Annotated in this window: 23 protein-coding genes; 19 read left to right on the top strand and 4 right to left on the bottom strand. The window is 38.4% G+C overall.

Going from position 1 to position 20,544, the window contains the following annotated elements; translation table 11 throughout:
- Nucleotides 1-245 precede the first annotated feature (245 nt).
- The 6 genes from ACM03V_RS07535 to coaE all read left to right on the top strand — a co-directional run bounded on the left by ACM03V_RS07535 (nucleotide 246) and on the right by coaE (nucleotide 5,454).
- Entirely contained in the window at nucleotides 246-1,091 is an 846-nt protein-coding gene (locus ACM03V_RS07535; protein ID WP_414620143.1) for a methyltransferase domain-containing protein, read from the top strand.
- Nucleotides 1,092-1,245: 154 nt separating this feature from the next.
- A complete protein-coding gene (locus ACM03V_RS07530; RefSeq protein ID WP_414620142.1) occupies nucleotides 1,246-2,187 on the top strand; it encodes a homogentisate phytyltransferase in 942 nt (313 codons plus the stop codon).
- A 311-nt stretch (nucleotides 2,188-2,498) separates the two neighbouring features.
- Nucleotides 2,499-2,957 carry a tetratricopeptide repeat protein gene (locus ACM03V_RS07525; protein WP_414620141.1) on the top strand — a complete coding sequence of 153 codons (459 nt, stop codon included), beginning with the start codon at nucleotides 2,499-2,501 and terminating at the stop codon, nucleotides 2,955-2,957.
- 157 nt (nucleotides 2,958-3,114) lie between these two features.
- Nucleotides 3,115-3,840, top strand: a complete 726-nt coding sequence (gene cobA, locus ACM03V_RS07520; RefSeq protein ID WP_414620140.1) for a uroporphyrinogen-III C-methyltransferase — start codon at nucleotides 3,115-3,117, stop codon at nucleotides 3,838-3,840.
- 52 nt (nucleotides 3,841-3,892) lie between these two features.
- The gene (locus tag ACM03V_RS07515) at nucleotides 3,893-4,753 is read left to right on the top strand and encodes a uroporphyrinogen-III synthase (protein WP_414620139.1); all 861 of its coding nucleotides are present in this window, start codon (nucleotides 3,893-3,895) and stop codon (nucleotides 4,751-4,753) included.
- A 116-nt stretch (nucleotides 4,754-4,869) separates the two neighbouring features.
- Complete coding sequence (coaE, locus tag ACM03V_RS07510) at nucleotides 4,870-5,454, top strand: dephospho-CoA kinase (RefSeq protein ID WP_414620138.1); 585 nt, start codon at nucleotides 4,870-4,872, stop codon at nucleotides 5,452-5,454.
- Between the two features lie 79 nt (nucleotides 5,455-5,533).
- Here coaE and ACM03V_RS07505 read toward each other — a convergent pair whose 3' ends face one another.
- Nucleotides 5,534-6,199 carry a Uma2 family endonuclease gene (locus tag ACM03V_RS07505; RefSeq protein ID WP_414620137.1) on the bottom strand — a complete coding sequence of 222 codons (666 nt, stop codon included), beginning with the start codon at nucleotides 6,197-6,199 and terminating at the stop codon, nucleotides 5,534-5,536.
- Nucleotides 6,200-6,265: 66 nt separating this feature from the next.
- Nucleotides 6,266-7,663, bottom strand: a complete 1,398-nt coding sequence (locus ACM03V_RS07500; RefSeq protein WP_414620167.1) for a TldD/PmbA family protein — start codon at nucleotides 7,661-7,663, stop codon at nucleotides 6,266-6,268.
- Nucleotides 7,664-8,112: 449 nt separating this feature from the next.
- Between ACM03V_RS07500 and ACM03V_RS07495 the strand changes: the two genes are divergently transcribed.
- The 13 genes from ACM03V_RS07495 (at nucleotide 8,113) to ACM03V_RS07435 (ending at nucleotide 18,104) form a co-directional block, all read left to right on the top strand.
- Nucleotides 8,113-9,726, top strand: a complete 1,614-nt coding sequence (locus ACM03V_RS07495) for a DUF2079 domain-containing protein (RefSeq protein ID WP_414620166.1) — start codon at nucleotides 8,113-8,115, stop codon at nucleotides 9,724-9,726.
- Between the two features lie 466 nt (nucleotides 9,727-10,192).
- Nucleotides 10,193-11,383, top strand: coding sequence for a glycosyltransferase family 4 protein (locus ACM03V_RS07490; protein ID WP_414620136.1), 1,191 nt, complete (start codon nucleotides 10,193-10,195; stop codon nucleotides 11,381-11,383).
- Between the two features lie 172 nt (nucleotides 11,384-11,555).
- Nucleotides 11,556-11,927 carry a DUF2237 family protein gene (locus tag ACM03V_RS07485; RefSeq protein WP_414620135.1) on the top strand — a complete coding sequence of 124 codons (372 nt, stop codon included), beginning with the start codon at nucleotides 11,556-11,558 and terminating at the stop codon, nucleotides 11,925-11,927.
- Between the two features lie 470 nt (nucleotides 11,928-12,397).
- The gene (locus ACM03V_RS07480) at nucleotides 12,398-12,748 is read left to right on the top strand and encodes a type I restriction-modification system subunit M N-terminal domain-containing protein (protein WP_414620134.1); all 351 of its coding nucleotides are present in this window, start codon (nucleotides 12,398-12,400) and stop codon (nucleotides 12,746-12,748) included.
- A 33-nt stretch (nucleotides 12,749-12,781) separates the two neighbouring features.
- The gene (locus ACM03V_RS07475) at nucleotides 12,782-13,957 is read left to right on the top strand and encodes an HsdM family class I SAM-dependent methyltransferase (protein WP_414620165.1); all 1,176 of its coding nucleotides are present in this window, start codon (nucleotides 12,782-12,784) and stop codon (nucleotides 13,955-13,957) included.
- Between the two features lie 162 nt (nucleotides 13,958-14,119).
- Complete coding sequence (locus tag ACM03V_RS07470; protein ID WP_414620133.1) at nucleotides 14,120-14,881, top strand: Rpn family recombination-promoting nuclease/putative transposase; 762 nt, start codon at nucleotides 14,120-14,122, stop codon at nucleotides 14,879-14,881.
- Nucleotides 14,882-14,890: 9 nt separating this feature from the next.
- On the top strand, nucleotides 14,891-15,193 hold the full coding sequence (locus tag ACM03V_RS07465) for a hypothetical protein (RefSeq protein WP_414620132.1): 303 nt from the start codon (nucleotides 14,891-14,893) through the stop codon (nucleotides 15,191-15,193).
- Nucleotides 15,190-15,531: a type II toxin-antitoxin system PemK/MazF family toxin gene (locus ACM03V_RS07460; RefSeq protein WP_414620131.1), complete on the top strand. Its 342-nt coding sequence runs from the start codon at nucleotides 15,190-15,192 to the stop codon at nucleotides 15,529-15,531. Before ACM03V_RS07465 ends, ACM03V_RS07460 begins: the two co-directional genes overlap by 4 nt.
- A 52-nt stretch (nucleotides 15,532-15,583) precedes the next feature.
- Complete coding sequence (locus ACM03V_RS07455) at nucleotides 15,584-15,844, top strand: ribbon-helix-helix domain-containing protein (protein ID WP_414620130.1); 261 nt, start codon at nucleotides 15,584-15,586, stop codon at nucleotides 15,842-15,844.
- Between the two features lie 2 nt (nucleotides 15,845-15,846).
- Nucleotides 15,847-16,023, top strand: coding sequence for a type II toxin-antitoxin system RelE/ParE family toxin (locus ACM03V_RS07450; RefSeq protein WP_414620129.1), 177 nt, complete (start codon nucleotides 15,847-15,849; stop codon nucleotides 16,021-16,023).
- A gap of 234 nt (nucleotides 16,024-16,257) precedes the next feature.
- On the top strand, nucleotides 16,258-16,920 hold the full coding sequence (locus ACM03V_RS07445) for a DEAD/DEAH box helicase family protein (protein WP_414620164.1): 663 nt from the start codon (nucleotides 16,258-16,260) through the stop codon (nucleotides 16,918-16,920).
- A 24-nt stretch (nucleotides 16,921-16,944) separates the two neighbouring features.
- On the top strand, nucleotides 16,945-17,862 hold the full coding sequence (locus ACM03V_RS07440) for a type I restriction enzyme endonuclease domain-containing protein (RefSeq protein WP_414620128.1): 918 nt from the start codon (nucleotides 16,945-16,947) through the stop codon (nucleotides 17,860-17,862).
- 41 nt (nucleotides 17,863-17,903) lie between these two features.
- Nucleotides 17,904-18,104 carry a hypothetical protein gene (locus ACM03V_RS07435; protein ID WP_414620127.1) on the top strand — a complete coding sequence of 67 codons (201 nt, stop codon included), beginning with the start codon at nucleotides 17,904-17,906 and terminating at the stop codon, nucleotides 18,102-18,104.
- Nucleotides 18,105-18,221: 117 nt separating this feature from the next.
- Here the strand turns inward: ACM03V_RS07435 and ACM03V_RS07430 are convergent, their stop codons facing one another.
- Nucleotides 18,222-19,913, bottom strand: a complete 1,692-nt coding sequence (locus ACM03V_RS07430; protein ID WP_414620126.1) for a SulP family inorganic anion transporter — start codon at nucleotides 19,911-19,913, stop codon at nucleotides 18,222-18,224.
- 288 nt (nucleotides 19,914-20,201) lie between these two features.
- Nucleotides 20,202-20,417 carry a universal stress protein gene (locus ACM03V_RS07425; protein ID WP_414620125.1) on the bottom strand — a complete coding sequence of 72 codons (216 nt, stop codon included), beginning with the start codon at nucleotides 20,415-20,417 and terminating at the stop codon, nucleotides 20,202-20,204.
- Nucleotides 20,418-20,544: the final 127 nt, after the last annotated feature.

Genomic DNA, 20,544 nt, shown 5'->3' with positions numbered 1-20,544 from the left:
TAAGACTCCTTAATTTGGGAATTTACGCTTATTATCTCCTGTTTGAAAGCAAGGGGCTTATTCAAATTAAATCTGAAATTAGCAGCAGTCATATAAAGCGAAAATTAGGAATGATTCCATCTTATTGCGGATGGAGTATTTTTCCTTATAGAAACAAAACATCCCGCTCTAATTAAAAATACTCATGGTAGCCTACCAATATATGTTTTTTTATTTTCCTACAGTCAAAACACATTGCTTTACTCATGAGTGCAACACTAAGCCAGCAAATTCAGCAGTTCTACGATGCTTCTTCCGGACTTTGGGAAGATATATGGGGGGAGCATATGCACCACGGTTATTATGGTGCGGATGGTAAGCAACAGAAAAACCGCCGTCAAGCACAAATTGATTTGATTGAGGAATTGCTGCAATGGGCACAGGTACAGCAAGCCGAGAATATTTTAGATGTGGGTTGCGGTATCGGTGGAAGTTCTTTGTATTTAGCCCAGAAGTTCAACGCTGCGGCTACTGGTATAACTTTGAGTCCGGTACAGGCACAAAGGGCTTCTGAACGGGCTGTTGAATTTGGTTTACAGGATAGAACTAATTTTCAAGTAGCAGATGCCTTAAATATGCCCTTCGAGGACAACAGTTTCGATTTAGTTTGGTCTTTGGAAAGCGGCGAGCATATGCCGGATAAAAACAGATTGATGCAAGAATGCTACCGAGTACTTAAGCCGGGTGGAAAGTTGATTTTGGTGACATGGTGTCATCGTTCCACGGATGAATCCCCTTTAAGTGCAGAAGAAAAAAAGCATTTAGAGCAGATTTATGAGGTTTATTGCTTACCATACGTAATTTCCTTAGCAGATTATGAAGCGATCGCCTGCTTACTACCTTTACAGAATATTCGCACGGCGGATTGGTCGGAAGCTGTAGCACCTTTCTGGAATGTGGTAATTGATTCCGCATTTACACCTAAAGCATTTTTCGGTTTACTGCGTGCTGGTTGGAAAACCATTCAAGGGGCAATGAGTTTGGGTTTAATGCGTAAAGGCTATGAAAGTGGTTTGATTAAATTTGGTTTGCTGGTTGGGAGTAAGGAGTGAGGGGGTAGAGGGGGACAAGGGGACAAGGGGACAAGGGGAGTTTTTAATTCTTATGCCCAATTACCAATTACCAATTACCCATCTCCCATGCCCAATGCCCAATGCCCGATTTAATCTAAAATCTAAAATCTAAAATCTAAAATCCAAAATCATCATGAGTCAAGTTTCACAAACAGGGTTGCAAAGTAATTGGCTTTACGCTTTTTGGAAGTTTTCTCGTCCTCATACAATTTATGGTACGAGTTTGAGCGTTTTGGGAGTGTATATAATTGCTGTTGCTTTAAGTAATACTAATTTTCCATTCCCAAATTCTTATTCCTTGGTGTCTGTTGTTGGTGCTTGGGTAGCTTGTTTGTTAGGAAATGTCTATATTGTTGGACTTAATCAACTGCAAGATGTAGAAATTGACAAGATTAATAAACCGCATTTACCCGTTGCTTCTGGGGAGTTTACGCAACGCACGGGAGAAATTATCGTAATTACTACGGGTATTTTAGCTCTCTCGTTATCTTGGTTTTCAGGGCCTTTTTTATTTGGAATGGTGGCTATTAGTTTAGCTATCGGCACGGCTTATTCTTTACCGCCAATTCGTTTAAAACGATTTCCTTTTTGGGCCGCAATTTGTATTTTTTCAGTACGAGGAGCAATTGTTAATTTAGGATTATTTCTGCATTTCTCTTGGGTACTGCAAGCCAAACAATCAATTCCACTTACCGTATATGCTCTAACAGCATTTATTTTGGTATTTACAATCGCGATCGCAATCTTTAAAGATATTCCCGATATGGAAGGCGATCGCCAGTACAATATCACCACTTTCACTATAAAGTTAGGCAAGGAAACTGTTTTTAATCTCTCTCGCTGGCTGCTAACTGCTTGTTACGCTGGGATGATTTTGTTAGGGCTGCTGGGCTTTGCAGGGGTGAATTCAATATTTGTCGTATCGGTTCATGTTGTAATATTAGGTTTCATGTGGTGGCGCACTCAGCAAACCGATTTACAAGATAAAAGTTCGATCACAAGTGCTTACAAGTTTATTTGGAAGTTGTTTTATCTTGAATATTTGATTTTTCCTATTTCTTGTTTGTTAGGTTAAAACTTACTAATATTTCTTCACATCTACCGGGGAATTGCATTCCCCGGCTAACAGCGAAAGTCATCTTAAGATGACTAAATAAGATTTTTAGAGGATGTTTTAGAAGGATTATGTTTTACCTACAGCATTTTGGAAACCTAACCCCCTACCCCTTCCCTACGAGGGAATGGGGGATTAAAAGTCTCTCTCCTCGTAGGAGAGAGGTTTTTAGTATTTTTATTGACTTTTAAAACATCCTCTTAGTTTTTTAACTCCTAACTCCTAACTCCTAACTCCTAACTCCTAATTCCTAACTATTATTATTTTTACCTATGCTAGAAAATCCGCAATTAAACACTATTATTCCTGCTGTTATAGTTATTTCAAGTATTTCTCTTTTGATTTATTTTGCTTGGAAGACTTTAAGAACTTCTAATTTATTTCAAAAAGGACTGGATTTATATCAGCAGAAAGATTATGAAAATGCAGAAGCAGTTTTTCGTCAAGTAACTTCTATTAATGTAAGTAACGATGTTGTTCGCTTACTTTTAGGGGACTCTTTGTTAAGACAAGGAAAGGTAGAAGATGCTATTGAAAAGTACAAAGAAGTAATTGAACGCGCACCTAAAAAGGCTGATGCTTATTTACGTTTGAGTCGAATTTATATGCAGCAAGATAAGCAATCGGAAGCAATTGAATATTTACAAAAAGCTAAAGAAGTATTACAAAAGCGTCAACCTGAGAAAGCAGAAGAAGTTAGTCAGTTGTTAGAAAAATTAAATCGGAAATAGGGCATTGGGCATTGGGGAGGGGGTGATAGGGAGATGGGGAGATGGGGAGATGGGGAGAAAATTCCTAACTCCTAATTCCTAACTCCTACTTCTTAACTCCCTAATCTAAAATCTAAAATCTAAAATCTAAAACAAAAGCATCCGTTGTTAAAATCTTATGAAACCTGATGGTAAAGTATACCTTGTAGGTGCCGGGCCAGGAGATGTTGATTATTTAACGGTGAAGGCTTATCGATTATTAGCTAAAGCCGAGGTATTGATTTATGATGCTTTGGTAAACGAGCAATTGCTGGAATTAGTACCAGATGATTGTGTGAAAATTGATGTAGGTAAGCGCGGTGGTTTACCAAGTACTCCTCAATCAGAAATTAATGATTTATTAGTTAAATATTGTCAGCAAGGAAGGCTTGTTATAAGGCTGAAATCTGGAGATCCATTTATTTTTGGTCGCTGCATATTGGAAATTCAAGCTTTAGAAACTGCTGGCTGTGATTTTGAAGTGATTCCGGGTATTTCTTCGGCTTTAGCTGCACCTTTGCTTGCAGGGATTCCGCTTACGGATGCAGAGGTAAGTAGATGTTTCGCTGTATTAAGCGCTCATCAACCGGATATTCTCGATTGGGAAGCGCTTTCGAGGTTAGATACCTTGGTACTGTTAATGGGTGGACAGCATCTCGGTGAAATAATACAGCAATTAATTAGATATGGGAAAAATAAGCTTACTCCAGTTGCAATTATTCGTAAAGCTGGTACCGCCTCTCAACAGATATGGATTGCTAATTGTTCCACAATTGTGGAACAAGTAAAGACGGTGCGTTTGTCTCCGGCAGTAATTGTGATTGGAGAAGTAGTAAGCTATGCCAAGTTTTCTGAGAAGATGTAATTATGTAGTTAGATGCTTCCCTATCATAGAGACGCTTTGCACTCCAAAATCTATGCCACTAAATTCATCTTCCCAAGTTTCTGCAACGGTATCAACCACTTTACCTTTAAGTGGAAAAACTGTTCTAATTACTCGTTCGGTGGGACAATCGAGTCAATTTGCTCAAATGATTTTAGCTACTGGAGCTAACGTTATTGAAATGCCTGCATTAGAAATTTGTCCTCCTTCAAGTTGGGAGGCTTTAGACAATGCAATTATTAATTTATCCGAATTCGACTGGTTAATTCTTACTTCTAGTAACGGCATAAATTACTTTTTTGAGAGATTAATAGCATTAGAAAAAGATGTGCGAACTTTGGCTAGTTTAAAAATTGCTGTTGTTGGAGAGAAAACCGCTCAAAGTCTCAAAAATCATAGTTTACAGCCCGATTTTATTCCGCCTAATTTCATCGCCGATTCTCTAGTCGAACATTTTCCCGAACAACTTGCGGGTAAAAAAGTTTTATTTCCTAGAGTAGAAAGTGGTGGAAGAGAAGATTTAGTCAGAGAATTTAGAAATCAAGGAGCAGAAGTTGTGGAGGTGGCAGCATATCAATCTTGCTGCCCTGATGATATACCTGTTGCTGCTGAATTAGCTTTGCAAAGTGGAACAATTGATGTAATTACTTTTGCTAGTTCTAAGACGGTAAAGTTTTTTAATCAATTAGCAGAAAAAATATTTTCAGATAATTCAGAAGATAATCAACCATCTGTAGTATCTAACTATTTAGAAGAAGTTTGTATTGCTTCCATAGGGCCTCAAACTTCTAAAGCTTGTCAAAAATACTTTGGAAGAGTAGACGTTGAAGCTTCTGAATACACCTTGGAAGGATTGACTCAAGCAATTATTGATTGGGCAGGAAATTTGAGGTAACTGGTAATTGGTAATTGGTAAAAGGGAATGGGGATAGACTGTATTTCGGGACGATCGCGAATCTTTAGTAGATAATAGATTGTTATCAATCAAGTCCCATTCCTAATTTTCTATATATGAAACGTGTTATCGGTTTAACTGGTGGTATAGCTACGGGTAAAACGACTGTTGCAGATTATTTGGCAAATGCTTATAACCTACCGATTTTAGATGCAGATATTTATGCTAGAGAAGCTGTTGCCGTTAATTCACCGCTTCTAGAGCAAATAGTCAAACGTCACGGAGAGCAAATTTTACTCGCTGATGGTAGCCTTAACCGAGAAAAGTTAGGTGAAATCATCTTTAACCAGCAAGAAGAACGCTTGTGGATAGATAGCTTGATTCATCCCTACGTTAGCGATCGCCTTTCTCTGGCAATCAAAGAAACACCAGCAAAAACTCTAGCCGCAGTTGTGCCTTTATTATTTGAAGCGGGTATGACAGACTTGGTAACGGAAATTTGGGTAGTAACTTGTTCCGAAAAACAGCAGTTAGAAAGATTGATGCAGCGAAATCAGCTAACCGCCGAACAAGCGCAAGCAAGAATTAGCAGTCAAATGTCTTTAGCCCAAAAGAAGAAAAAAGCCGATATTGTTTTAGATAATAATTCAAATCTAGAAAAGTTATTGCAACAAGTAGATATCGCCATATTTAGACAGTAAACAATTATCAATTATCAATTATAGGTTGTGAATTATTTAACTTTTTACAAGCTTATCTCAACTGTTCACTGTTCACTGTTCATTGTTCATTGATAATTGTTTTCAAACCTTGTTGTAAAACTTGAATAACCTGGTTCATATCTTCTGTAAGTAATGCGGAAGCAGCTAACCATAAACCAGGAAATATTTTACTTTTAATAACTCCTTCTGTATCAGGTTCTAATGATACGTATTCACCATCTTGTAAATAAAACCAATCAAGTTTGTTTTCAAAAACCTGCCAAACAATATATTCTAAAACACCATTGCGACGATAAGCATTTTTCTTGTCGTGTAAATCATTAGATGCACTACTAGCAGCAACTTCAGCGACTAACTCCGGTGCCCCTTCTATATAATCATCTTCACTAATACGCGCTCGTCCCCCCGATTTTTCATCTATTAACAATACAACATCGGGTTGTGGTTCGTTGTCTAAATCTAAACGCACTGTAGAATTGTCACCTAAAATTAAACCTGGAACTGTAATTTTATAAGTTCCCAACCAAAGAATCAGGTTAGCATGAGGTTCTCCATGACTTCTTATGCGTAATGGTGATGCCATATAAACGATTCCTTCAATTAATTCCGCTTTTTTATTATCGGGCATTGCGGTATAACGTCGTTCAAATTCATAGCGCGTTAGTCTATCTCCACTTTCCAAAAGTGGAATTTTATTTACATTTCTTCTCGCAAAAGTTGTCATTTCCAGTTACCAATTATCAATTACCAATTACCAACTACCAACTCCTAACTCCTAACTCCTAACTCCTTACCCCGCTTCCCCTCCTACTACTACATCTTTTATCCTCAAACTGGGGCCGCCGCAACCTACGGGTAAACCGTTTTGTCCGCCTTTTCCGCAACCGCCGGATTCATCCCAGTAGAAGTCGTCTCCGATGCCTTCGATATCTTTTAAAGTTTGAAACACGTTACCGGAAAGGGTGACATCTTTAACGGGTTCGGCTATTTCACCATTTCTAATCATCCACGCTTCACCAGCCCCAAAGGTGAACATTTCCCCGTTAGTCATTCCACCCAGCCAGTTTTTGGCGTAAACTCCTTCTTTTATTCCGGAAAATAAGTCATTTACGGGAGTTTTTCCTCTTTCTATCCAGGTATTTGTCATTCTTACTATGGGAGCGTATTGATAACTAAGACAGCGAGAATTTCCGGTAGGAGTTTCGTTTAATTTGCCTGCTGTTTCGCGTGAATGCAATCTTCCTACTAAAATTCCATCTTTGATTAATTGAGTAGTGGTTGCTGGGGTTCCTTCATCATCATAATAATAACTACCGCGATGTCCTTCCGGTGCGGCACCATCAAAAATCTGTAATTCTTGATTACCAAATCTTCTTCCCAGGCTCATTACTTCCAAAACATCCGGGTTTTCATAAGCCATATCTGCTTCAGAAAGGTGTCCGAAAGCTTCGTGAACAAATAAGCCAGTAAGAACTGGATCGATGACAACAGTATAAGTATTGCCTTTGACTGAAGGTAGCGATAAAGCCTCTATTGCTCTACGTGCAGCGCTAGTAACTTGCTCATCTAAACTAGTTAAATCTTCAAAAGCTTTACGAGAGCCTGTAGTTTCTCTTCCGGTTTGAACTGTATCGCCATTTCTAGCGGTAGCAGCAAAACGCATTTCCATATCCACCCAAGATTGCTCGATAAAAGTGCCTTCACTAGTAGCAATAATTACTTTTTGAGCGCTATCGCCATAACGTACTGAGGTGGTAGTAATGCGATGATCTATACTTTTGAGCAAATCGGTGTATTTGTCACACAAATCTTTCTTTTGACTCAAAGATATATTTCTGGGATCGGTACCCGTTAAAGGCAATTCACATACTGCCTGCACCGGATTTATGGGAGCTAATATAGTTTCCTCATCCCCGACAATTCGTGCTGCTGCGATCGCTTCTTGAATTCGGTCTTCAATAGTGGCAAGATTATTAAAGCTACTTAATCCCCATCCACCCTTATAACAAGCCCTTACTTGTCCACCAACTGAAATACATTCGCTAAGAGTTTCCACCTTATCGCCACGCAATATGATGTCAGCCCCCTCAGCTTCCTCAAGGCGAATCATTAAATAATCAACTTTCTTAGAATAACGAGCTATTAGATCGGTAAGTAAGTTTTTAGTATCGGTAATTAAATTAGGCATTTTCTGGGAATCGTAAGTCACTTATATCTTACATCTTGCACCATTTGCAGTCAGCTATCACAACCGCCTTGGAATAAATTAAGCGGCTTATACACAAAGTCTGATAAATCAGACTGGACAAGGATTTTAGTACGTTTTAACGTACTTTGTATATCAGCCTTGAAATTGATTTCTCTGCGAGAAAGCCTCCGGCTTACAAGGCGGGTGTCGGGGCTTAACGACAATGGTGCAAGATTGTGAATTATATTTTACTTCTAGCAGGAGAAAGGGGGGAAAGAGTTAGGAGTTAGGAATTAGGAATTAGGAGTTAGGAGTTAGGAATTAACAATTGTAGGTTATTACACCTTTGAGCTTTGACCTATAATATTTGCATCTTGGAACATGAAAATTAACTTTTTCATTATCGAGATAAGTAAGTGAGGTAGTCGAAATTGCAAGAAACTATATCTATTTCTAAGTCAAGGTTAAATTTATCAAATTTATTTACTTTTATTAAACCCGTTCTTCCCATTGCGGGAGTATTCTTTGTTATATGTCTGGTACTGGTATTAAACAGATATTTTAGCTTTTACGCATCTTTTGACCAAGGTATTTTTAATCAGGTTTTTTGGAATAATATCCACGGACGATTTTTTCAAAGTTCTTTATCTTCAAGTCTTTCGACTAATGTTGTCCATGCCTCGGAAGTTCCTACCGTCTTTTATCATCGGTTAGGGCAGCATTTTACTCCAGCTTTGTTACTTTGGGCACCGATATATGCATTGTTTCCGAATGCGGCGACTTTGGCGGTGTTGCTAGTAACGCTGATAACTGCTGGTGGTTTGATGCTTTACGTATTAGCACGCCAATATCTAGAACCTCCATTAGCGGTGGCGATCGCCAGTAGCTATTATGCTGCAAATGCTGTAATTGGGCCGACTTTATGTAATTTTCACGATATCAGTCAAATTCCACTGTTTATTTTTACTTTGCTTTTGGCAATGGAGAAACGCTGGTGGTGGCTGTTTTGGCTGATGGCTGGATTAATCGTTTTGGTGCGAGAAGATGCGGGAGTTAGTTTATTTGGCGTAGGTGTTTACATGGTTTTGAGTAAACGCTTTCCTCGTAATGGTTTAGCGGTTTGTACCTTTAGTTTTGGGTATATGCTGCTGCTAACAAACTTAATTATGCCGCTGTTTTCCGATGATATTTCTAAGCGGTTTATGTTGGAAAGATTCGGACAATATGTTGATGCTGAAGAAGCAACTACCTTAGATGTTATTTGGGGAATAGTCAGCAATCCGGTTCGATTATTAGTAGAGTTAGTTACCCCGGTAGATAGAACAATTCGGTATTTACTCGGTCAGCTATTGCCTTTTGCATTTATACCTGCAATTGCCCCAGCTTCTTGGAGTATCGCCGGATTTCCTTTATTAAAATTGCTTTTGGGTAAAGGTGATTCGGTGTTAGCAATTACCATTCGCTACGCATTAAGTGTAGTACCAGGATTGTGTTACGGCGCAATACTTTGGTGGGCAAAACATCCCAAAACATTTAACCCGTCATTTCGTCGCTTTTGGATATTTTGTATTAGTTTATCGTTAATTTTTAGCTTTACATCAAATCCCAATCGTACCTTTTACTTTGCCATACCCGATTCAGTCGATCCTTGGGTACACGTTTCCTTACCGACACAATGGAATCACGTTAACAAAGGAATTCGCCCTTTACTAGCGCAAATCCCCCCAGATGCGGGCGTATCTGCAACCACTTATCTAGTACCTCACCTTTCAAATCGTCGGCAAATTCTTCGTTTACCAATGTTGGAATTGCGAAACGACAACCAGAAAGTAGTAAAAATGGATTATGCAATTGCCGACTTATGGCAATTACAACAATATGCACCAGCTTTTCGAGGAGATAGGGGATTATTAAAGCAATTAATAGATTTCGTCGATAAAGTCACGAATAATCAAGAATATGGAATAATTGACTTTAGAGATGGCGTAATTTTATTGAAAAAAGACGCAGTTTCCGACGAAAAAGCTGTGGATGAATGGGTGAAGTTTCGGGAGCAGGTTTGAAGAGAGAGGGGGTAGAGGGTAGGGTGTTGACTTTGATAGAATTTCTACGCTTAAAGTTCATACAACTTTTATATCGGTCAAAATCGCAACATACTTCCCTCACCCCGCCCTGGCGGGCACCCCTCTCCCAAATTTTGGGAGCCACTACGTTGCGGAGGCTCCCTCCGTTGTAGTAAGTGGCGTAGAGGGGAAGGGGGAGAGGGCATTATCTTAAACACCAACACGTTTTTTGCATGAATTTTTAACCTCTAAAAAGGTACAGAGTCAACAGCCTAGGTAGAGGGGTACTTGCTACTAACTCCTAACTGTTCACTGGTAACTGTTCACTGTTCACTGTTTTCGTCACCAAATTGTTATAACTAGTCAAAAATGAGTAATTCTACTCCCGTCAAAATTAGCGATCGCACCTTTAATTATTTTAATCAGTCAAATAATTAAACTATTCGTAACGGCTTGGGATAAATATATGAAAATACTAGTATTAAGTTGGGAGTTTCCACCTCGTATTGTTGGTGGAATTGCCCGCCATGTAGGGGAATTATATCCGGAATTAGCAAAGTTAGGGCATTCAGTTTACTTAATAACTCCCGAATTTGGGGAAGCGCCACTTTATGAGGAAGTCGAAGGAATAAAAATACATCGGGTACCTGTAGCTGAGAGTAATGACTTTTTTCACTGGATTGTCAACATGAATCAAAGCATGGGGCGACAAGGTGGTAAATTGATCTTAGAGGAAGGCCCTTTCGATTTAATTCACGCTCATGATTGGTTAGTTGGTGATGCGGCTATTGCATTAAAACATACTTTCAAAGTTCCATTAATTGCTACCATCCACGCCACAGAATCCGGAAGAAATAACGGTGTTCACAATCATAATCAAAGCTATATCCATCGTAAAGAACAAGAATTAACTTTTGAAGCTTGGCGAGTTATCGTTTGTACTAACTATATGCGTCGGGAAATCGAAAGCTCCTTAAAAAGCCCTTGGGATAAAATTGACGTAATTTATAACGGAATTCGTGCCGAAAAGAAACAGCTTCATCAACAGTTTCATACAGAAGATTTCCGCCGTAATTTTGCCGAAGATGACGAGAAAATCGTTTATTATGTTGGTCGTATGACCTATGAAAAAGGTATATCTGTATTATTAAACGCCGCTCCTCAAGTACTTTCGGAAATGGCAGGTAAAGTTAAATTTGTAATTATCGGTGGTGGAGATACCAGCCAGCTTAAAAAACAAGCTTGGGATTTGGGAATTTGGCATAAATGCTATTTTACCGGCTTTATGGCTGATGAATACTTAGACAAATTTCAAACAATCGCCGACTGTGCAGTTTTCCCTAGTCTTTACGAACCCTTTGGTATAGTCGCATTAGAGAGTTTCGCCGCTAAGGTTCCAGTAGTAGTTTCCAATACCGGCGGTTTACCAGAAGTTGTTCAACATACGAAAACAGGTGTGATTACTTACGTTAATAATCCAGATTCTTTGGCTTGGGGAATTTTGGAAGTTTTGAAAAATCCCGGTTATTGTCAGTGGTTGAGAGACAACGCTTACGAAGATTTAGAAAAGCGGTTTAATTGGGCGAAAATCGGTAAAGAAACGGAAAGAGTTTATCAGCAGGTTGTTAAGGAGAGGAAGCAGGTTAATTGGGGATAACAATGAACAATGAACAATCAACAATGAACAATGAAGAATTCATACAAGCTTGTAATCTGTGTGAATAGCGACTATTGATAACTGAGGTTTTATATAAATTCAATGTCCAAACCTCTTTAAATGGGTTGATAATTGATAATTGATAATTGATAATTGTTCATTGTTAATTGATATGTCTGACGCAAAAAATGTGCTTGGAGAAAAGCTTGAAGTTTGCTGTACTTCTCCGATGACGGGATATTACCGCAATGGTGTGTGCGATACGGGTGCTGGTGATTTCGGGGCACATACTGTTTGTGCCCAAATGACGGAAGAGTTTCTCACCTATACCAAGTCTATGGGAAATGATTTGAGTACGCCAAGACCAATGTATGAGTTTCCTGGTTTGAAAGCTGGAGATAAATGGTGTTTGTGTGCTTCTCGTTGGAAGGAAGCGATGGATGATGGAGTTGCACCGAAGGTAGATTTGGCGGCTACTCATGCATCTACATTAGAGTATGCTTCTTTGGATGAATTGAAGCAGCACGCTGTGGATGTAGATTAAAATTGACCTCACTCACCTTCGTTCCCTCTCCTTAATAAGTTTACGGTGTTGACTCTGTACCTTTTTAAAAGATAAAAATTCATGCAAAAAGTGCGTTGGTGTTCAAAATAATGCCCTCTCCCCCTCCCCTCTCCCAAGCTTGGGAGAGGGGTGCCCGCCAGGGCGGGGTGAGGGATTTGTGTTGCGATTATTACCGACATAAAAATTGTATGAACGAAGCACGCGGAAATTCTATCAAAGTCAACAGCCTACCCCTTAAAAAGACGGGAATAGAAGTTAAAGTCGCCCTTTTTTAAGGTGGAATAAAAATTGAAGTCCCCCTTTTTAAGGGGGATTTAGGGGGATCTTAGGAGATGTGGGTACACTCTAGCCTTGATAAACAAGTTAAATTAAATTTTTATATCTTTTGCAAGTTGACAGCTTAAAAGTTATATAATAAAAACTTTGGTTATTTTGACTACTATTCCTTTATGGCTGCTAACACCTCCGATTTAGAAAAACGTTTATGGGATGCTGCTGATGAGTTAAGGGCTAATTCTAAACTCAAATCTTCTGAATATTCTGTTCCGGTTTTGGGTTTGATTTTCCTCCGCTACGCTGATTGGAAGTTTACCGAAGCTGAGAAGGATTTGAAAGATAAAGGTAGTCGCAGACGAGGTGTTTCTAAGGCAGATTATCAAGCTCAAAGCGTAATGTTTTTACCGGAAAGTGCGCGGTTTTCTCAGCTATTGGATTTACCGGAAGCAGCTGATATTAGTAAAGCTATCAATGACGTGATGAAAGCGATTGAAGATGAGAATACACAGTTAAATAATATTTAACCTAGAAGTTACAACCGCTTTGATAATAATTTACTGGTTGAGTTATTAAAAAAGTTTAGTAAGGTTGATATAGATACGGATTTAACAGGAGATGCTTTCGGGAAGATTTACGAATATTTTCTGGGTAAATTTGCCATGAGTGAAGGGCAGAAGGGGGGAGAATTTTTTACTCCTACTTCTGTTGTGAAGTTAATTGTGGAGATTTTAGAACCATATCACGGCAGAATTTTTGACCCCGCTTGTGGTAGTGGTGGAATGTTTGTCCAAAGCGCGTCTTTTGTCAAACGTCACCAGAAGAATCCTAGCAGCGAAATTAGTATTTACGGACAGGAAAAGGTAGGGGAAACTGTACGTCTTTGTCAGATGAACTTGGCTGTGAATGGTTTATCTGGGGATGTTAAGGAAGGAAATACTTACTACGAAGATATTCATAAAAGTATTGATAAATTTGATTTTGTGATGGCGAATCCACCGTTTAATGTTGATAAGGTGGATAAAGAAAGGATGGAAGGCGATCCAAGAATTATAGAGTTAGGGATGCCGAAGGCTGATAATGCTAATTATCTATGGATTCACTTTATTTATAGTGGTTTAAACGAAAAAGTTAGAGCCGGATTTGTGATGGCGAACTCTGCCAGCGATGCCCGCAGTTCTGAATTAGAAATTCGCAAAAAATTAATTAAAGCTGGTGCGGTAGATGTAATGATTGCCGTTGGTTCTAACTTTTTATATACGGTAACTTTACCCTGTACGCTGTGGTTTTTAGATAAAGGCAAAGCGGATACGATAAGAAGAAATAAGGTGTTATTTATTGATGCCAGGAATATTTATCAGCAAATAGATCGAGCCCATCGGGAATTTTCGGCGGAACAAATAGAGTTTTTAGCTAATATCGTTAGGTTGTATCGCGGGGAAGCAGTAGAAACAGTTAATGGTGCCGATGCAATGCTGCAAGAAAAGTTTCCCGAAAGTATTTATATAGATATAGCGGGATTGTGTAAAGTCGCCACAGTTGATGATATTGAAGCGCAAGGTTGGAGTTTAAATCCAGGGCATTATGTAGGAGTTGCGGAGAAAATTGTTGATGATTTTGATTTTGCCGAAAGGTTGGGAGAATTGAATGAAGGATTGGAACTTTTGAATGGGGAAGCAAGGGAATTAGAGGAGAGGATTGCGGAGAATGTGGTTAAGTTGTTGGAGAATAAATAACTCTAAAACCTCACCCCCATCCCCTCTCCTTGTTAAGGAGAGGGGTGTTTGAAAGAAGTGGTGAGGTCGTCTATCTCATATTTCAAAAGGTGCATTTCCATGAGTTATGATAATGCTTGTAAATATTTAGCTGAAGAATATCCTAGAGATTTTATGCGGTAGTTGTTAGGAGTAGAACCACAAGATATAGAAGTATTAAAAACCGAATTAACACTAGAACCAATTCGCGCTGATTCCGTTATATTTCTACAAACAGCAAACGAAATTTTACATATTGAATTTCAGACTTTACCTCAATCTACCCCAGCAATACCCTTTAGAATGCTTGATTATTCAGTACGTTTAAAACGACAATATAAATGTGATGTCATCCAGGTAGTAATTTTTCTCCAGGAGACGACAAACGAAGTTGTTTTTACAGAAGAATATCGAGATAATACAACCACACATCATTATCGAGCAGTGCGGATATGGGAACAACAACCAGCGCTATTTTTAAATAACCCCGCTCTATTACCTTTAGCAACATTAGCACGAACCGATTCTCCCCAAAGCTTGCTTGGACAAGTAGCCGAACAAATCGCTACAATTTCAGATAGAGAGGAAAGACAAAATATCGCAGGCTGTACGGAAATTTTAGCCGGATTGCGGTTTCAAAAAGATATTATTCGTCAATTTTTACGAGAGGATATTATGCAAGAATCAGTAATCTATCAAGATATTTTACAGCAGGGGAGAAAGCAAGAAGCGCTTAAAATGTCTATTTCATTATTAAATTACCGTTTTAGCGAACTTGATTCATCAATTATTGCACGAGTTCAAGTTTTATCAGTTGAAAAATTAGAGGCTTTAATTAAGGCTTTGTTTAATATTTCAGAAGTTTCTGATTTAGTTGCTTGGTTGGATGAAGAAGAAAGTAATTGAGGAGTTATTATGCATATCAAAATCAAACCCGAACACGAACAGTTTATTCAAGCACAAATGGCTACAGGTAAATATAACAATCCTGAAGAGATACTTGATATAGCATTTCGAGTATTGAAAAAGTTAAATGCTAAAGAAAAAATTACCGCAGAAATTGAAGCTTATCATCAAGAAACAAATCATACAAGTTTTTTTGAAGCAGCGAATAAAGCTTATGATGCTTTACGCAATAATCCGGAAGCTTGGCAAGAAGAATTACAAGAAAGGCAATTATGGGAAAATACTTTAGCTGATGGTTTGGAGGAAGCTTGAATAAAATATCACGAGGGGAAGTCTGGCTAATAGATTTAAATCCTGTGCGTGGACACGAACAAGCAGGGAAACGTCCTTGTTTAGTAATATCAGTGAACTTATTTAATCAGGGTTCATCTGGATTAGCAATTGTATTACCAATAACTTCTAAAAACAAACCTATTCCCTTTCATATTGAAATTAATCCACCAGAAGCTGGATTAAAAATGCAAAGTTTTATTAAATGTGAAGATGTCCGTTCTATTTCCGTAGAAACATTTGAGAAAAAAAGGGGTACTGTTTTTGAAGAAACGCTTGTAAAGGTTGAGGAAATATTGCGAATTTTGATGGGTGTTTGATTATTTTTAAGTTGTTTGGTTAGATTAACAAGAAAGTCAATAAGGAAAAAATATGCATATAAAAATTAAACCCGAACACGAACAATTTATTCAAGCGCAAATGGCGACAGGTAAATATAAGAATCCTGAAGAAGTCGCTGATATAGCATTTCGACTTTTAGAAAAATTAAACGCTGAATATGCTCAATGGATAGAAGAAACCCGTCAAAAAGTTGATGTTGCTATTGCTGAACTTGAACGTGGTGAAGGTTTGGATGGTGAAACTGTAGTATCTGAGATATTAGAAAGATTTCAAAAAGCGCGGGATAAATAAGAATGAGTAATTATATTATTTCGCCATCTGCAACTAGGGATTTAAATCAAATTGCTGATTACTTTCTCACGCGGAATCTTGAAACAGGAGAAAAATTATTTAAAGAGTTTAATAAAAAGTGCCAAAATTTAGCAAGTTTTCCTAAGATGGGGCGCAGTTATGCTTATATAAAACCTTGATTACGTGGCTTACCGTTAGATGGATATATTATTCTCTACCAAATAATTGATGATGGAATTGAAATTTTACGAGTAGTTAGTGGTCGTCAAGATTTAGAATCTTTATTTACAGACTTGGATGATCAATAAAGAATTAAAAGTGGTTAAGTAAAATATAAATTAGATTTTTGCGCGTATCCTCTAAGGAGTAATTATGCATATCAAAATCAAACCCGAACACGATTAGATAATCAAATCTACAAAAACTTTGCTTATGCGGGGGCTGTTACCGAACCAGAAAAAGAAGTTAGAGCCAACAGTGCAGAGCATTTAAAATTACTACTCCAAGAAAACCACCGTTATGTATTTACACTTATACAAAAATTTCGCATCGAAAAAGGTCAAATTTACCCGCAGTTATCCCAACGTTCCGACATTATCGTTATAGCCGACGAAGCCCACCGCAGCCAATATGACACCTTCGCTTTAAATATGCGAAATGCCTTACCCAACGCCGCATTCATCGGCTTTACAGGTACTCCATTAATGGCAGGAGAGGGGCTTAATTCTCCCCCTTTCCAGCAAGGAGAGGGGCTTAATACTAATTTTAATTCTCTTAATTCTCCCCCTTCCCTCGCAGGGAAGGGGGCTGGGGGGTTAGGTTTGAGCGAATTTGAAATCAAAAAGCTGCAAAAACAAATTCGCTACATGGAATCAACAGACATGGCTGTAATAATATCCCAATCCCAAGGAGAAACCGCAGCATTTGCAAACAAAGGATTAGATATTACCCCCCATAGAAAACGCATAGTAAACGAAGCCCCAGCTTTAGATGAAAAATTCAAAGATGCCGAAAATCCCTTACGGATAGTATTTGTCTGTGCAATGTGGATAACGGGTTTTGACGCTCCCAATTGATCGACAATTTACTTAGATAAGCCGATGCGAAACCATACTTTAATGCAAACAATCGCTAGAGCAAATCGAGTATTTGAGCAGAAAGTCAACGGTTTAATTGTTGATTACATCGGAGTATTTCGCGACTTACAAGAAGCTTTAGCAATATACGGCTCCGCATCCGGTGGTGGAGTTATCGAAGGAGACACACCAGTTAAAGATAAATCCGCTTTAGTAGAAAAATTAAGAGTCGCAATATCAGAAGCAGTCGAATTTTGTACCCAGCGAGGAATTGATTTTCATAAATTACAAACAACCAAAGAAGCCTTTACACGTACTAAAATTTGGGATGATGCTGTAGAAGCAATTTTAATCAACGACGACTCGAAACACAGCTATTTTTCCATAACAGCTAACGTCAGCCAACTTTACAAAGCAATTTTACCCGATACAGCAGCAAACGAATTTTCCAAAATTCAAGTTTTGTTAGAAAAATTAGCCCAAAAAATCCGTTTGGAAGTACCCGAAAACAATATTTCGGAAATGATGGAATCTGTAGCAGAAATTTTAGATGATTCGATAACAGCGGGAGAATTTGTAATTTATAGCAAACCCCAAATCATCGATTTAAGTAGATTAGATTTTGATGCACTGCAAGCTGAATTTGCTACAGGTTATCAAAACACCAAAGCCGAAAAGCTCAAAGTCACGATTAAATCCAAGCTGCAACAGATGGTACAGCAAAATAAAACCCGCATCAATTCTTTAGAAAAGTTTCAAAAAATGATTGATGAATATAACGCTGCTTCCCAGAATGTGGAATGGTTTTTTAATCAATTAATTAGCTTTGCTCGTGATTTAAAAACAGAAGATAAACGACCCATATTGGAAAACTTAACCGAAGAAGAATTAGCAATTTTTGATTTACTCACAAAACCGAAAATCGAACTTAATCAAAAATAAAAAAACAAGTAAAACAGGTTGCTAGAGAATTATTAACAACCTTGAAAACAGAAAAACTGGTTTTAGATTGGCGAAAACGACAACAAACAAAAGCCGGTGTAGAAGTTGCCATCAAAGATATTTTAGATAAATTGCCTGAAAGTTCTTCAATTGAATTATACGAACTTAAATGTCAAGAAGTATTTCAGCATATTTATGAATCTTATCATGGGAAAAAAAGAAGTATTTATGATGCAAATTAATTTCAAGACTTACGCAAAGCCCCCCAATAAATCGGGGGGTTGGGGGGATCTTAAATGTCTGGGATGGTGCGTTAGGCTGAAGCCATAATATACCCTACAACTACCAATTACCAATTATCAATTATCAACGATCAATTCCCAACTACCACCTTGTCTGCCGCTAACTATAGCAAAACCTTCTTTTAAGGCATTCAATCTTTGATCCATCCAGTGATTTTCGGGAATTAAACCTTGAATACCCAATTTTTCTAAACGTCTTTTAACTTTTCCTGTTGCTCCCACGACTATTACTTCCCTACCTTCGTCAATCGCTTCATGAATCGCATTTTCTATCGCTAAGGAAGATGTTACGCCCAAAATGGGAACTTCAGCTAAATCAACAATCAAAACATCATAGTTGGCGATCGCACCATGTTCTCTAGAAATTGCTTTGGCAACACCGAAAATCATCGGGCCGCTAAGATGAAATAATAATACTCTGCCGTTTGCTAAATCTAAATATTTCTTTTCTTCAGAACTAAGCACAATTCGATCATCATCGTCGGTAATTGCTTTGACAGATTTCGCTTGCATTTCGTTCAAACGAGCAATAGTTAAAATATTCGCAATAAATACCCCTACAGCAACAGCTACCATTAAATCCACAAATACCGTAAGTAATACTACGCTATACAAAATTCCGGCTGCTTTCAAAGAAATGTTGTGAACCCGTTTGAGAAAACCCCAATCGATAATATCAATCCCGACTTTTAAGACAATTGCTGCTAATACGGTAAGCGGAATTCCAGAAGTTAAAGGAGCAGCCCACAATACGACTATTAACAGCACTAAAGCCCGACTAATACCGGATAACGCAGTTCTTCCACCAGCTTGAATATTAACTACAGTCGCCGTTGTCGATCCAGCACCTGCAATTCCACCACATAAGCCGGTAATTAAATTAGCAATACCTTGTCCAATTAATTCTTTATTTGATTTATGTTCGGTACGGGTGAGGCTGTCAGCAACAAGGCAAGTTAACAGAGAGTCGATGCAACCTACTATGCCTAATACTAAAGCTTCTACAAACATTAATCTTAAATCGCCACTGGTAAAAGTAGGTAGTTGTAGTTGAGGTAAACCGGGAGTGATTTCACCGATAGTGGCAATGGTGCGAATTTCTACACCTTTTAATAAGAAGATCGAAATTAAAGTACCGACGATTAAAGCTACTAATTGTGGAGGAATAAAGTTTTTTAATTTATTTGGATACAGGAAAAGAATTGCTAAAGTTACAATTCCTAAACCAGTTTCCCAAAAATTAAGATTAGTAATTAAAGTTGGTAGATTCTGAATTACACCAACCACTCCACCTTGGGGAGTTTCTTGTCCTAAAAAAGGTGCTATTTGAATAAAAATCAGAATTACGCCGATTCCTGTCATAAATCCAGAAATCACGTTGTAAGGCATCATTGTAATATACTTTCCTAACCTGAGTAATCCAAAGATAATTTGAAATACTCCCGCCATCATGATTACGGTAAATGCCATTGCCAAACCATTTTCGGGATTCTTCGCGGTTAGTTCGGTAATAACTGCGGTAACAATTACGGTCATCGGGCCAGTTGGCTCGGAAATTAAACTTGGAGTACCGCCAAATAAAGCAGCGAAAAATCCAACTAATATCGCTCCCCACAATCCAGCCGAAGCACCCGCACCAGAAGCGATACCAAAAGCTAATGCCATAGGCAAAGCCACCACCGCTGCCGTTACCCCTCCAAGAATATCTCCTTGCAAGTTACGGAAATGGATCTGATTAGTTATTTGCATTTTGCATTATTACTCCATTAGAAAATCGAGTTGAATTAATTCATGGGAATGGAGAATGCACCAAAAGAAGGGCAAGTGAAAAGAAACCGGGTTTTTGTTGCTCAGAATATAATTTTTTGGTTTAAGAGGATGTTTTAAAAGTATCCGGCGCTTTATTACCGCACGCCAGTTGCTACAACGCGGGGAACCCGCGCAACGCACTGGCTCTACTACACAGGCAAATTCCACCTCCGTGGAATATTGATTTATAACCCACGGAGCTGGGTTTTGCTTGTGTAGCCGCGACTTCTAGACGAAGCGGTAGAGTATATAATTAGACTTTCCTTCACATCCTCTAAGCAGTTGAGCGGTGGTACTACCAATTACTAAATTGCGAATGCGGCTATATCCGTAAGCTCCCATGAGTAATAAGCTAATATCTTGCGCGTTGATATAGTTGGCAATTACTTCGGTTTCACCTTCTAAGTAACTGCAACAGTCGTTGATATTTTGCTCTTTAAACATGATTGCTTAGCTTGGTTAAGTCTGTCTGTTGCCGTTCTATCAGAGCGATTTTTAGCAACTGTAAGCAAATGTATTTTTAAGAAGATGTTTGAAAACTCCAAACCTCTCTCGTTCTTGGAGAGAGGCT

The organism is Calothrix sp. CCY 0018, from assembly GCF_963920925.1.
In the GTDB taxonomy this organism is placed as follows: domain Bacteria; phylum Cyanobacteriota; class Cyanobacteriia; order Cyanobacteriales; family Nostocaceae; genus Rivularia.
This window is presented reverse-complemented; position numbering and strand designations above follow the sequence as displayed.